The organism is Mesorhizobium sp. M6A.T.Cr.TU.014.01.1.1, from assembly GCF_004022765.1.
GTDB lineage: Bacteria > Pseudomonadota > Alphaproteobacteria > Rhizobiales > Rhizobiaceae > Mesorhizobium > Mesorhizobium mediterraneum.
This window is the reverse complement of sequence record NZ_RZPG01000025.1, coordinates 31907-46134: the sequence shown is the minus strand read 5'-3', so window position 1 is coordinate 46134 and position 14228 is coordinate 31907. Positions and strand designations below refer to the sequence as shown.

At 65.1% G+C, this 14228-nt stretch carries 3 protein-coding genes; 1 reads left to right on the top strand and 2 read right to left on the bottom strand.

Going from position 1 to position 14228, the window contains the following annotated elements; all coding sequences use genetic code 11:
* Positions 1-278: 278 nt before the first annotated feature.
* Both EN885_RS24975 and EN885_RS24970 read right to left on the bottom strand, forming a co-directional pair.
* Positions 279-6329 (bottom strand): translocation/assembly module TamB domain-containing protein, encoded by a 6051-nt coding sequence (locus EN885_RS24975; RefSeq protein ID WP_128243206.1) that lies wholly within the window; start codon positions 6327-6329, stop codon positions 279-281.
* The gene (locus tag EN885_RS24970; protein WP_128243207.1) at positions 6329-8257 is read right to left on the bottom strand and encodes an autotransporter assembly complex family protein; all 1929 of its coding nucleotides are present in this window, start codon (positions 8255-8257) and stop codon (positions 6329-6331) included. The genes EN885_RS24975 and EN885_RS24970 overlap by 1 nt, the downstream gene beginning before the upstream one ends.
* A gap of 375 nt (positions 8258-8632) precedes the next feature.
* Between EN885_RS24970 and EN885_RS24965 the strand changes: the two genes are divergently transcribed.
* Complete coding sequence (locus EN885_RS24965) at positions 8633-14113, top strand: alpha-2-macroglobulin family protein (RefSeq protein ID WP_128243208.1); 5481 nt, start codon at positions 8633-8635, stop codon at positions 14111-14113.
* Positions 14114-14228 lie beyond the last annotated feature (115 nt).

Genomic DNA, 14228 nt, shown 5'->3' with positions numbered 1-14228 from the left:
GCAACTTTGGAAGGGAAGCAGTTCGCGTGATAACGACAGTCTTGGCGCAAAATTGCTATTGCCCGGCAGATTTCGCTCGAATATCCGGCATCGATTAAACTGAGACATTCACTACAGCGCCGCGCGTCCTCGTGGACGCGCAAAGGACGCTGTAGCGCTTTGATTTTGCGCATAATCTTTTGCCGAAAATCGATTTCGATTTTCGGGGTCATGCGCGAAGGTCTGCACGGCGCCAGTTGATCGCGGATGTCGTGCAAAAACGGCGGCGGCGGCAGGCTTCAGTACTCGCGCTCGTAGAAAACGCCGCCCTTGGCTTCGCCGGCGTCGGTGGCCTCGCCGCGCAATTTGACGCCGCGCCCGACGTCGAGATCGATCGCCGCCTTGCCCGAACCCGGCTTGTCGCCTTTCTGGATCGTCACATAGGTGCGGTCGTTGAGATATTTGCCGGCCGAGACCGCGGTGCCGCCCTCCTCGTCCGTGATGACGTCGAGATCGTCGACGCCGATCGCGCTGCGCAGGTTCTGGAGCAGCGACGTCGAGCCGCCGACACCGGCCAGTTGCGCGGCGGCTTCGGCAAGCTGGGCGATCTGCAGCGGCGACAGGTTCGACATCGAGCGGCCGAAAATCAGTTGCGCCAGAACCTCGTCTTCCGGCAGCGCCGGCACCGACGAGAAATTGAATTTCGGATTGGTCGCCTCGCCCGATACCACGATGGTGACGGTGGCGCTGCTCGTCGTCGATGTCGCTGTGAGGTTGAGATAAGGCACCAGAGACCCTGAAAAGCCGACCGTGCCTTCGGTGAAGGTCAGCCGCTTGGCAAGGATCGTCAGCCGCCCGCGCTGCAAGGTGAAGGTGCCGACCGCTTGCGGCGACGACGCCGGGCCGGTCAGCCGCAGCGAGCCGCCAAGCTCGGCATCGACGCCCCTGCCCTGGATGAATATCTGGCTCGGCGCGTTGACCGTGACATCAAGATTGAGGCCGCTGCCACCGCTGCTGCCGCTCGCCGTCGCCGGGCGCAACGCCTTGTCCTGCGCGCGCACGGCGGCCGGTGCATTCTTGTGCTTGACGTCGAGCGCCGCCAGCGAGCCCGGCAGTTTTTCGGGAACGGTGATGACGGTCTTGGCCAGGTTGACCGTGCCCGAAATCACCGGCGCCGATGCGAGCGGACCCCTGATAGTCAGGTCGCCGCCGAGATTGGCGGTGACCACCCTGCCGTCGGTGTAGCGGCCGTCGACGAGCTTGACCGTCAGGTCGGCCGGAAAACCTTGCGCCGGAACGATGCCGACGGTGCCGCTGGCAGACAGGCTGCCGCGCGTCGACAGCGTGCCGGTCAGGCGGTTGATTCTGGCGACGCCGCCGCCGATTGCGACATCGGCGGCGATATCGTTGATCGCAAGGCCCGAGCGTGCATCGATCAAACGGGCACCTGACGTGCGGACCGTGCCTGAGATCACCGGCGATGTCGCCGGGCCGCGCACCTGCAAATTGACGTCGGCCGTGCCGCTCAAGGACAGGCCTTGCGCAGCGAGTGTCCGAGTGAGGAAGGCGAACGGCACCTTGCCGGAGAAGTCGAGATCAAGGGTGGGCGTGCCTGATGTCGTCATCGTGCCGCCGCCCTTGAGACCGAGGCCGGCGCCGTCGCTCATGTCGGCGTCGAAGGCCAGTCTGTTGCCCGAATATGTGCCGGAGGACGAAACACCCATGCCGCCGAAACCGGCACCGCGGGTCTGCGACGTCTGGACGCCTGCGGCGTCGATCTTGAAGGCAACGGCCGGATTGGCCGGCGCGCCCGTCACCTTAACCGTGCCCGAGATCGAGCCGGCGGCATCGAGGCCCGGCGAGAAACTGTTGGCGAGCGAGATCGGCACCCGGGCCAGCGTCGCGTTGAGATCGAGCGCCTGCCCAGCTTTGCCCGTGACCGTCGCCGTGCCGCCGCCGAGGTTGAGCACGAGCCTGTCCAGGTTGGTGGTGCCGTTGGCGATGGTGATGGTCGAGGCCTGGGCGATCGCCGCCTTGATGCCACGCATGGTCGCCTCGCCGGAGGTGAGCTCGACCGTCGTCGTGCCACTGGCGATCCTGACGCGGCCGGCGGCCCTGGCCGGAATATCCTTGACGGTGGCGCCGCCGGAAAAGCCGGTCCAGTCGGCCTCGCGCTTGAGGTCGACATCGATGCCGCGAATGACGGTGCCGCCGGAGGTGACGCTGTCGGCACGGATCTTTCCGGAGATCACTGGCGCGGCGAGATAGTTGGCGATCTGCGCATCGATTGTGACCGTCTTTGCCGAAAGATCGCCGCGCGAAATCGAAGCCGTCGAAGCCTTGATGGTGACTTCAGGCGCATTGCCGGTCTTCGAGAAGACAATCGTGCCGCGCACGTCGCCTTCCGCCTTTTCCAGCGCAAGCGCTGCGAGCGGTCCGATATCAGGCAGGTCGAGCGCCACGGTGCCATCAGGCACGAAGGCATTATCAAGTGCCAGGTCGCCCGATATCCGGTTCTTGCCGAGCGACAGCAGAAGCCCGTTGATGGCGCGCTTGCCGTCGGACGTCGCCAGCACGGCACTGCCTTGCAGGGCCTGGCCCGCGACATTTCCGGTCAGTTGCACATTCGCCGCCGGGTTGGCGGCATCGGCCTTGCCGGTGGCGGTGAGCCTCAGCCCGGTGATCTCGCGTTCAGCCACCGAAAGCCGGTCGCTGTTGACCGTCAGCGACAGGTCGGGCGCCGTGCTCGCGCCTTGCGCGTTCAGCGCGAAAGCGATGGCGCCCTTGGCATCCCCGGATAGAAGCGAGATGTCGGCCAGCGCGCCCTTGATGTCGGCGGCGAGTTTGTTGTCGGCAAGGCTGGCCTGCCCGTCGGCGGTCAGCGCGCCGGACACCAGCCGGATCGCATTGGCGGTGACATTGCCATTGGCGCCACGCTTCAACGCGGCACTGAGTTCCGTCCGCTCCGCGAGCACACCGCGCGCTGCCGCCGGCAGCGCTGCGGAAGCCGCATCCGCGCTAAGGTTGAGATCGATGGCGCCGTCGGCCAGTGAGACCCTTCCGTTGAAGCTGGTGTTCAGCGCGTCGCCCGTCACCGACCCGCTGTCGATGACGAAGGTGTCAGCGGCGAGACTGCCGGCCACCTTGGCGGTGATCTTGCCGGCGATCAGCGGCGCGATGGTCGGATTGTCCAAGCCGATCTTGTCCGCCGTCACCGTGCCGGAGATCGGTCCTGTCCGGCTTTTCACGTCGAAGGCGTCCGAGTGCAATGCCAAGGTGAGCCTCTCGACCTTGGTAAAGTTCGTCGCGACCGAAGGCAGGAAAGCGGAGATATCGAGCTTCGGCTGTGTGCCCTGCCCCGCAGCCTTTACCGAAAGCGCCTGCAGCTCGAGCTTGATCGGGCTTTCGGTGCTGCCAAACGCCAGCGGCAGGCTCGGGCCGGTCGAGGCCAGGTCGAGCGCAAAATCGCTGATGCCGTTCGGATTGATGGTGCCGGCGGCCTTGCCGGAAACCTTATCTCCGGTAAGCGTCGCTTGATCGATGGCGATGCCACTGGCGGATGAGAAGCTGCCTGCCGCATCGACATTGAGCGGACCGAGTCCCGCCTGGCGCGTCTGGCTGGTTTCGGCGCCGTTGAGTTGCGCATTGAAACGAATGTCGGGGGCAGCCGACGGTCCCGTCACTTGCGCCGTTCCGCCGAGCGTGCCCGCGGCGTCGAGGCCGGGTGAAAAATCATTGGCAAGGGCGGCCGGCAGCGCTGAAAACTCTGCCGCGAGGTCGAGTGTCTGGCCGGCAGTGCCGGACACGGACACCGATCCGCCGCCAACATCGAGCATCAGCTTCTCGATGCTGGCTGCGCCATTGGCGATGCTCAAGCTCGACGGCTGTGCGATCGCTGCCTTGATGCCACGGATGGTCGCTTCGCCCGAGGCGATCTCGACGCTTGTCGTGCCGTCCGCGATCTTCACCCGGCCTTTGGCCGTGGCCGGAATGCCGGCCACGGTGGCGCCACCGGAAAACCCGGTCCAGTCGCCGTCGCGCTTCAAATCGACTCCGATCCCGCTGACCACGGTGGCCCCCGATGTGACCGTATCGGCCTTGATGGTGCCTGAGATCGCCGGGGCCTTGAGGTAGTTGGCGACCAGCGCGTTGACGGCAATGGTCTTCGCCGCCAGATCGCCGCGCGAAATCGAGGCGCTGGTCATATCGATCGCAACTGCCGGCGCGCCGCCATCATTCGAGAGGCGGATGCTGCCCTGCACGTCGCCCGTCGCCGTCTGCCCGGCAAGTGCGGCCAACGGGCCGATATCGAGCGCTTCGAGTGTCAACGTGCCGAGCGGCAGCAAGCTGTCGTCGAGAGCGAGATCACCCGAGACCTTGTTGTCCGCCAGCGACAGGCTAAGCCCGTTGAGGGAACGCTTTCCGTCACGCGTGACCAGTGATGCCCTGAGATCGAGTGGCTGGTCGTCGACAGATCCGGTCAGTGAGACATCGGCGGCGGGGTTGGCGATGTCGGCCTTCCCGGTCGCCGCCAGCTTGATCGTCTTGACCGTATGACCGGACGCCGTCAGGCTGTCGCTGTCGGCCGAGACCGAGAAATCCGGCGCCGTGCGCGCGCCGCTCGCCGTCAGCGCGAAATCGACGGCCCCGCCGACGGGTACGCCAACCATGGGCGACAGCACCGAAACGTCACCGAGCGTGCCCTTGATGTCGGCCTGAATATCGGTGCCCGTCGCGCTGGCAGTGCCGCTGGCGCTGAGCGAGCCCGAAGTGAATTGCAGCGCATTGGCGGCAAATGAGCCTTGCGGATCGCGGGTCGCCGTCGCCGAGAATGTCACACGCTCGCCGAGAACCGAGCGGATCTGCGGCGGCAGCGCGGTCGAGACGGCATCGGCATTCATCTTGAGCGTCATCGCCAGATCGGCCAGCGTCACCCTTGACGTCACCGAGGCGTTGAGCGCGTCGCTGCGCAGCGTGCCTTGATCGACGACGATCTCGGCCTTGCTGACCGATCCGGCGAGGTCCGCTGTCACCCTGCCGGTCACCAGCGGCGCCAGCGTCGCCACGTCCGTGTTCAGGCCACCGGCCGCAAGCTTGATGGTGACCGGTCCGCTGCGGTCCTGGATGTCGAAGCCGTCGGAATGGATTTCAGCCGTCAGATCGTCCACCCGCGTGCCGCCCGCCACCACCGAGACCAGAGACGCGCCGATGTCGACGATCGGCGCCTTGCCGCCGCCGAACGCGCGGGCCGTGGCGCCGGTGATCGCGACGGTCACCGGCTGCGCCGCAGTGCCGAGGCTGAGCACAATCGGCGGACCCTTGGCGGCGAGCTCCACCGAAAGATCGCTGGCGCCATTGGGGTCGATGATGCCCGCGGCGGTGCCAAGCACGGCATCGCTGTCGATATTGGCGCGCTCGACTTCGACGCCGCCCGTCACGATCGCGGTTCCGGCGAGGTCGAAGCTGGTTTTGCCGGTAAACAAGGGTTTCAGATTGTCGGGTATGAAGCGCTGGAAGTCGCCATCGCCCTTGGCCTCGACATAGTTGCCCTTGTCGGTGAGCTGGTGGCGGCCGGTGAGTTGGGTGACGATCTGGCCGTCGACGACGAAGGTGCCGATGCCGCTCCAGTTGGCGACCGGCCCCGTGCCCGTGACGACGATGTCGACCGGAGGCGTATCCGGCAAATTGAGCAGATTGGCGATGATGCCTCCCGCCGGCTCGGACGCCTTCAGATCGAGGTCGAGCTTGTTGTCGGCGGGCGCAAAATGGATGTTGGCGTCGACCTTGCCTTGCTTGCCGTCGTGGCGGGTGATGTTGAGGTTGGTTTCGAGCGCCAGTGGCGCCGCGTCGGCCTTGAACGCACCCTTGGCCGCCAGCTCTGCGATGCCGCTGCCGGCCAGGGCCTGCCCGAGCGCAATTTCTGGCAGGTCGATCTGCTTGATGTCGAGCGACACCGGCAGTGTGGTGGCACCACCTTGGCTCGGCTGCGTGCCGGCCACCGGCAATCGCGCCAGCTCGATGCGATCGGCGGCGATGCGGCCGGCGCTGAAGCTTTTTGACAGAAGTTCCAGCGGTGACCAGTCGACGGCCACCTTGCGCGCCACCAGCCAGGCGCCCTGGCGATCTTCCAGCACCACGTGGTCGACGGTCAGCGCGCCGGACCAGATGCCGTCGATGCCGCTTACCGTGACCTTCCGGTCATCGGTCGACGCCACGGTCGAGATGAGGCCGGCGAGATTGTCGCGGCCGCGCTCGGTCTTGGTCAGCACGACGAGCGCACCGATCACCGCCGCCACTAGGATGAGCAGCGTGTAAAGGACAATGCGGAGGATGCGCTTGAACATTGTCATCAGAACGCCTGGCCGATGCCGGCATAGATGCCGAAACGCGGGTCGTCGGGACCCCGGTTGAGCGGCACCGCCGCATCCACGCGCAGCGGTCCGAACGGCGTAATATAGCGCAGGCCGACGCCGGCGCCGACCTTCATGTCGGAAAAATCCGGGAACTGCTCGGTCGAGACCGTGCCGGCATCGACGAACGGCACGACGCCGATCGTGTCGGTGACGGCGATGCGCATCTCGAGCGAGGTCTCGAAGTACGAAAGCCCACCGATCGGCTCTCCGTCGATGTCCTTCGGACCGATGCCCTGATAGGCATAACCGCGCACCGAGCCGCCGCCGCCGGCATAAAAACGCCGGTCGGCCGGAACGTCCTGAAGGCCGGCACCGATGATCGAGCCGATGGCGACGCGTTCGGCCAAGACGAACTTCGAGGCCGCGTCGATCGACTGATAGGCCGATCCTTCGCCCCTCAGCTTGACGAAGGCCGCACCGTTCAAAATGTCGTAGCTCGGCTCGACATAGGCCAGCGCCCTGAATCCCGTCGTCGGGTTCAGCCGGCTGTCGCGATTGTCGTAGACATATTGCAGCGGAACGCTCGCGATCAGATAGGTGTGCTTGCCGAAGGAATCGGTGATCTTCGAATAGTCGAGCGCGACTTCCGCAGAAACCGTCTGCTGCTTGTCGAGTTCATAGGACAGACCGGTGTTGCCCTTAACCGCGAAATGGTCGTAGGCGTCGGGATGCTCCAATACGGTGTTGACGCCGGCGAAGAATTTCGACGCCGGCCCCACCACGCCCGGCTTTTCGAACATGATGCCGGCATTGTAGTTGAGCTCGGTCAGGTCGTTGCTGCCGATGCCGCTGATTGCACCCTCGATGCGCAGCTTTTCGGCACGGCCGAACAGATTGCGGTGGCCCCAATAACCTTCGAGGCCGAGCCCTTCGGTGTTGGAGAAGGTGCCGCCAATGCCGAAGTAGCGCGGCTTGCGCTCGCTCACTTCGACTCCAATCGGGATGTTGCCGTCGGCGTCGAGGCTGTCGGCCTCCTTCAGCGTCACGCTGTTGAAGACTTCCAGCCCGAGCAGCCGGTCGCGCGCCTCGTCGACCTCTTCCGGCGAATATTGGCGGCCGCGCTCCAGGCCGGTCATGTATTCGGTGAAGTCGCGGTCGACTTTTTCCGTGCCCTCGACCGTGGTGTCGCCGTAGCCGGCAACCGGCCCGGCCGCCACGGTTAGCGTCACGTCGAGCGTCGAGGTGGCGTGGTCGGCAACGATCTCGCGGTCCGTCACCTCGGCCAGCGGCCTGCCTTCCTCTTTGAGCGCCCGCACGATCGACGCCTCGGCTTTGAGCACGGCACCGGAACCGGCATCGCCGCCGGCGATCAGGCCGAAATTGGCGCCCAGCAGTCCCGCCGCATCGCCCTCCAGCCTAATGTCGCCAAGCGTGAATTTCGGCCCGGTCGCAATGTTGATCACCACCGGAATCGGCTGCGGCCCCGAAAATTCGGCGTCGGGCGGCAAATCGTCGAGCGGCTTGCCTTCGATGGTGATGGTGACGACGCCCTCGTAGCGGGCGTCCGCGTAAAGTGCGGCGATAAGCTGATCGCGGTCGCCGCGCGCCTTGGCCAGCAGGCCGAGCGAACCGGAAACCGGGCGTTCTTCGTCGGCCTTCAGTGCCGACGCGTTTTCGAGCTTCTTGACGAGATCCTCGTCGGCGTCGGGCGCCTCGATGGTCACCGCATAGCGCAGCGGATCGACGATATCGGCATCTTCGTCGTCCGACGACCCCCACAGCTTGATGCCGAATATCTCGAAAGCGGCCGCATTTCCGCTCGTGGCAACCAGTGCAGTCGAGCACAGCAAAGCGAAAAGCAGGGCGTGCGAAAGCACGCGCCTTGGCACGGTTCCTCCCGACATCTGCCTTTCACACGCCGACATTACAACTCTACACTAGCTCCCAAAGCTAAAATTGGAATGAACTTCTGAATTGCTCGTAAAGGAGCCACAATCCAATTGTCTGAAATAGACAGGGCTTGGAATTCACACCTTCTGCGTCGCCGCAAGAAAGCGTGATCCCTGTCCATGGAGGTACTACCGGCCATCGGCCGGAAAGGAAACCGTTGGCAGGCGGAACCTGCCGCGTCCTCGCGTTGACAAGCTGGACTGAAGCTTGAACATGTCTGGACGTTAGAGCGACGTGCGTCCATTCGGAGGCCCAAAGTACGCTCTAAGACTTTGAAGTGGCGCATCGTGCTTTCCGAAAGTCGATTCCGATTTTCGGGCCGATGCGTAAGCAGTGTCCGGAGGGGTATTATGGCAATGCGCGCGGCTCGTGGTCTGTCGATCCTTTTCCTTCTCTTTTTCGCCTGGGGCGGTATCGCGCAAGCGGCCGAAGCACGCCGGGTGATGACATCGGACAATTCCGATTATTTCGGTTTCGATCTCAGATCCGACCAAAATGTCAGCCTCGACCAGTGCAAGACGACATGTCTCGGCGATCCCGCCTGCCGCGCCTTCACCTACAATCCCAAGGCCAAATGGTGTTTTCTCAAATCCGACTATAACACGCTCAAACCCTTCAACGGCGCCGTCGCCGGCAAGGTCGTCAACATCGATGGCGACCCCGATATCGGCGCGCCGCCGGACCTCGCCTTCTTCCCCGCCTGGATGGCCGACCAGGCCCAGCAATATCGCAACAGGCTCACCGGCCCGGCCTATACCAAGCCTACCGATGGGCTGGCGGCGCTGAAGCAGGCGGCGCAACAAGCGGCGCAGACCGGCGATCGCCGCTCGGCCATGCAAAAATACGAGGCTTTGGTTTCGGTATTGCCCGACGACGGCCAGCTTTGGCTTGAACTGGCGCGGGAAACGCTCGCCGTGCCGCCGACCGCCAACAGTGCGGAGGCCTCCACACTGCCCGCGAATGCCACCTCCGCCGCCTTCAACGCCTACAAATTGCTGCGCACCACAAAAACGCGCGCCGAAGCACTGGCACTGCTCGGCGACGGGCTCGATCGCCGCGACCTCTCCCGGCCGGCCCTGCAGGCCTACGAAGCGAGCCTCGCGCTGGTCAATTCGTCTTGGGTCTCGGCCGCCTATCAGGATCTCAAGGCACGCAAGGGCTTCCGCATCGTCGATCACACGGTAGACGCCGACACCAGCGCGCCGCGCATCTGCGCGCAGTTTTCCGAGGATCTGGTCAAGACCGGCGTCGACTATTCGCAATTCGTCACCGTCGACAACGCCGCCCCCAAGGGCGTCGAGGCCAAGGACAAGCAGATCTGCGTCGAAGGGCTCGAGCATGGCCAGCATTACGACGTGACCTTCCGCCCCGGCCTGCCGGCCGCCATCGGCGAGGTGATCACCGCACCGGTGGTACTGTCGATCTATGTGCAGGACCGCGCCCCGTCCGCCCGTTTCACCGGCGACAGCTTTGTGCTGCCCGCCGGCGCGCGCCGCGGCATCCCGATCGTCACCGTCAACATGAACGCCGCCGAAATGAAGCTCTATCGCATCGGCGACCGCTCGCTGACCCAACTTCTTTCGGGCTACCAGTTCCTGCGCCAGCTTGACGGCTACGACATCTCCAACATTTCCGATCAGATGGGCGAGCCGGTCTGGCAAGGCCAGCTCGACATCGCCAGCGACCTGAACAAGGAAGTCACCACCTCCTTCCCGGTCGACGAGGCGCTGCCGCAGCGCAAGCCTGGTGTCTATGTGCTGACCGCACAACCGATCGGCGAGAATGACGACGACTATGATTCCCGCGCCACGCAATGGTTCGTTGTCTCCGATATCGGCCTGTCGACCTATACCGGACAGGATGGATTGAACGTCTTTGCCCGTTCGCTCGGAACCGCCAAGCCGATCGCGGGTGCTGAACTGACGCTGCTCGCCAGGAACAATGACATCCTCGGCACCGCGACCACGGACGCGGAAGGCCGCGCCGTCTTCAACCCCGGCCTGACGCGCGGCGACGGCGGCATGGTGCCGGCCGTGCTGACGGCGAAACAGGGCGACAACGACTTCGTCTTCCTCGACATGGGCCGCGCCGGCTTTGACCTGTCCGATCGTGGCGTCACCGGGCGTCCGGCGCCGGGCGCGCTCGACGTCTATGCCTGGACCGAACGCGGCATCTACCGCGCCGGCGAGGACGTCCATGTCGCAGCGCTTGCCCGCGACGGCGCTGCCAAGGCGGTCGAGAACCTGCCGCTGACCTTCATCTTCACGCGTCCCGACGGCGTCGAGAACCGCCGCATCGTCAGCGACGGCGCATCGGCCGGCGGCCATGCCGTCGACCTGCCGCTCGAACCCAATGCCATGCGCGGCACCTGGACGGTGGCGATCCACACCGACCCCAAGCAGGCGGCGGTCGCCAGCCACATGTTTCTGGTCGAGGATTTCGTGCCGGATCGCATCGAGTTCGACTTGTCCTCCGACAAGCAGGAGATCGCGCAGGGCGAAACAGCCAACGTCACCGTCGACGGCCGCTTTCTTTATGGCGCGCCGGCCGCCGGGCTGGCGCTCGAAGGCGAGCTGACGCTGTCGACCACTCGCGACTGGGACCGTTTCAAGGGCTACTCCTTCGGCCTCGCCGATGAGCAGTCGGCGGAACCGTCGGTCACGCCGTTCACCGGGCTGCCGGTGGTCGGCGAGGACGGCAAGGCGACCTTCCCGGTTTCCGTCGACCAGTTGCCCTCGACCACCAAGCTCGTCGATGCCAAGGTTACGGTCAGAATGCGCGAGACTGGCGGCCGCGTCGTCGAGCGCTCGCTCAACATCGGCATCCGGCCGCAGGGCCACATGATCGGCATCCGTCCGGATTTCGACGGCGACGAGGTACCGCAAGGCGGCACGGCGAAGTTCAGCCTGATCGCCGTCGACCCCGACGGCAAGCGTGAGGCGCTGCAGGGCGCGCAATGGTCGCTGGTCAAGGTCGAACGCAGCTACCAATGGTACCGCTCGAGCAATTCCTGGAACTATGAGCCGGTGACGTTCACCAAGTCGGTGGCCAATGGCCAGGTCGACCTGACCGCCGATGGCGAGGCCACCGTCTCGCTGCCGGTCGACTGGGGCCGCTACCGGCTCGAGATCGAGACATCGGATCCGGAAGGCCCGGCGACCAGCTACGAGTTCGACGCCGGCTGGTATGTCAGCTCCGCCACCACCGAAACGCCCGACGGCCTCGAGATCGCCCTCGACAAGGATACCTATGCGGCGGGCGAAGTGGCTAAGCTCAAAGTGTCGCCGCATTTTGCCGGCGAGTTGCTCGTCACCATTGGTGCCGACAAACTCTTGAAGACCGTCACCGCGACCGTTCCAGAAGGCGGCAGCACCATCGACATCCCGGTCGGCGACGACTGGGGCGCAGGCGCCTATGTCACGGCAACGCTGTTCAGGCCGGGCGATGCGCAGGAAACCCGCATGCCGGCGCGCGCCATCGGCGTCAAATGGCTGAAGGTCGATCCGGGCTCGAAGAAGCTCGCCGTCACCTTGACGCCGCCGGACAAGACCATGCCGCGCCAGCAGCTGTCGATCCCGGTCTCGGTGGCCGGCGTGCAGCCGGGCGCCAATGCCTATGTCATGGTCGCGGCCGTCGATGTCGGCATCCTCAACCTCACCAATTACAAGGTGCCGGATCCGGAGACCTGGTTCTTCGGCCAGCGCATGCTCGGCCTTGAAGTGCGCGACCTCTACGGCCGCCTGATCGACGGCTCGCTGGGCACGTCAGGCAAGCTGCGCACCGGCGGCGACGGCGCCAACATGCAGTCGCAAGGCAGTCCGCCGACCGAAAAACTGGTCGCCTTCTTCTCCGGTCCGGTCCAGCTCGACGCCGACGGCAAGGCGCGGATCGATTTCGACATCCCGCAGTTCAACGGCACCGTGCGCGTCATGGCCGTCGCCTGGACCAAGGACGGGGTCGGCCATGCCCAGTCCGACGTGATCGTGCGCGATCCGGTCGTGATCACTGCCGGCCTGCCGCGCTTCCTGGCGCCCGGCGATTCGGCCGTCATGCGGCTCGACGTCGCCGACACCGATGGTCCAGAGGGCGACTATGCACTGTCGATAGATACCACCGGCGGGCTGTCGACCGGCACTGCCGCCCTGCCCGAGAAGCTGACGCTCGCCGAAGGCAAGCGGCAGACGCTGACCGTGCCGCTGATGGCTGAGAAGCCAGGCAACGCCTCGATCACGATCAAGCTCGCTCATGCCGACGGCACGGCTGTTGAACAGACGCTCTATGTTCCGGTGCGTCCGGCGCAATTGCCGGTGACCACCCGCATGGTGGTCGACCTCAAGGGCAATGGCGGGTCGCTGCGCGTCGACAAGGAGCTGCTGGCGGCAAGCGTGCTCGACGGCGCTTCGGTCAGCGTCGGCGTTTCGCAGGCGGCGGCCTTTGACGTGCCGTCGCTCCTGATGACGCTCGACCGCTACCCCTATGGCTGCGCCGAGCAGACCACCAGCCGCGCCATGCCGCTTCTCTATGTCAACGACATGGCCTCGGGCATCGGCATGGCCAGCGACCCCGACCTGCGTGGCCGCATCCAGGACGCCATCTACAAGGTGCTGAGCTATCAGGCCTCGGCCGGCAGCTTCGGCCTGTGGGGTCCGGGCTCCGGCGACCTGTGGCTCGACGCCTACGTCACTGATTTCCTGACCCGGGCGCGTGAGCAGAAATACGACGTGCCGGCCCTGGCGATGAACCAGGCGCTGAGCAATCTGCAGAACGCGATCGGCTACGACCAGGACGTCAAGGGTCGCGGCAGCGAGATCGCCTATGCGCTCTATGTGCTGGCCCGCAACAAAAAGGCTTCGATCGGCGATCTGCGCTACTATGCCGACACGCAGCTCGAAGCCTTTACGAGCCCGATGGCCCTTGCCCAATTGGCGGCAGGCCTGGCGCTTTATGGCGACACGCAGCGTTCGGAAGCCACCTTCCAGGCCGCCCTGCAACTGGCCCAGTCGACCTCCGCATACGACTACTACAGGTCCGACTATGGCTCGCCGCTGCGTGACGGCGCGGCGATGCTGGCGCTCGCCGCCGAATCGAAGCCGGTGCCGACGATCGTGCCGGCGCTGATCACGCTGGTGACGAAGGAACGCGCCGCCGTCAGATGGACCAGCACCCAGGACGAGTCCTGGATGCTGCTGGCGGCCCGCGCGCTGAAGGCCGGCAACGATGCGATCGCGCTGACCATCAATGACGCGCCGCATGTCGGCGCCTATTCGGAGCAGATCGCCGGCAGCGACCTGGTCGATAGCCCACTGACCGTCGCCAACACCGGCAGCAACCCGCTGCAGGCAGTCGTCACCACGGTGGCCTCGCCGATCCAGCCACTGCCGGCCAGCGGCAACGGCTTCACCATCGGCCGCACCTACTACAAGCTCGACGGCACCGAAGCCAATGTCACGGAGGCGACCCAGAACGAACGCTATGTCGTCGTGCTCAAGATCTATGAGCAGAACAAGTGGCCGTCGCGGCTCGTGATCACCGATCTGCTGCCGGCCGGCTTCGAAATCGACAATCCGGGCCTGGTTTCCAGCGCCCAGTTGTCGAACTTCTCCTGGCTGGCCCAGACCGACGCCGCCCATCTCGAATTCCGCGACGACCGTTTCGTCGCGGCCTTCAATCCGAACGACGGCGACGGCGACCGCAACATCACGCTCGCCTATGTCGTGCGCGCGGTGACGCCGGGCACCTATGCCCATCCGGCGGCAACGGTCGAGGACATGTACCGGCCGCAATATTCGGCCCGCACCGCGACCGGGATGATGGAGGTCAAGGCGCCGTAAGGCGCCGATGGCGAACAGGAACATGGCGATGGCACCTTCGCAAAGGATTTCGCCAATCTTCAGCGCTGCAGAAAGAGAGCCGAGGTTGCGGCCGGCTCTCCCTTCTCCCCTTGTG

Excerpts from the sequence above, each read along its gene's own strand:
- EN885_RS24970 (WP_128243207.1), bottom strand. The coding sequence starts at position 8,257 with ATGTCGGCGTGTGAAAGGCAGATGTCGGGAGGAACCGTGCCAAGGCGC.
- EN885_RS24965 (WP_128243208.1), top strand. The coding sequence starts at position 8,633 with ATGGCAATGCGCGCGGCTCGTGGTCTGTCGATCCTTTTCCTTCTCTTT.
- EN885_RS24975 (WP_128243206.1), bottom strand. The coding sequence starts at position 6,329 with ATGACAATGTTCAAGCGCATCCTCCGCATTGTCCTTTACACGCTGCTC.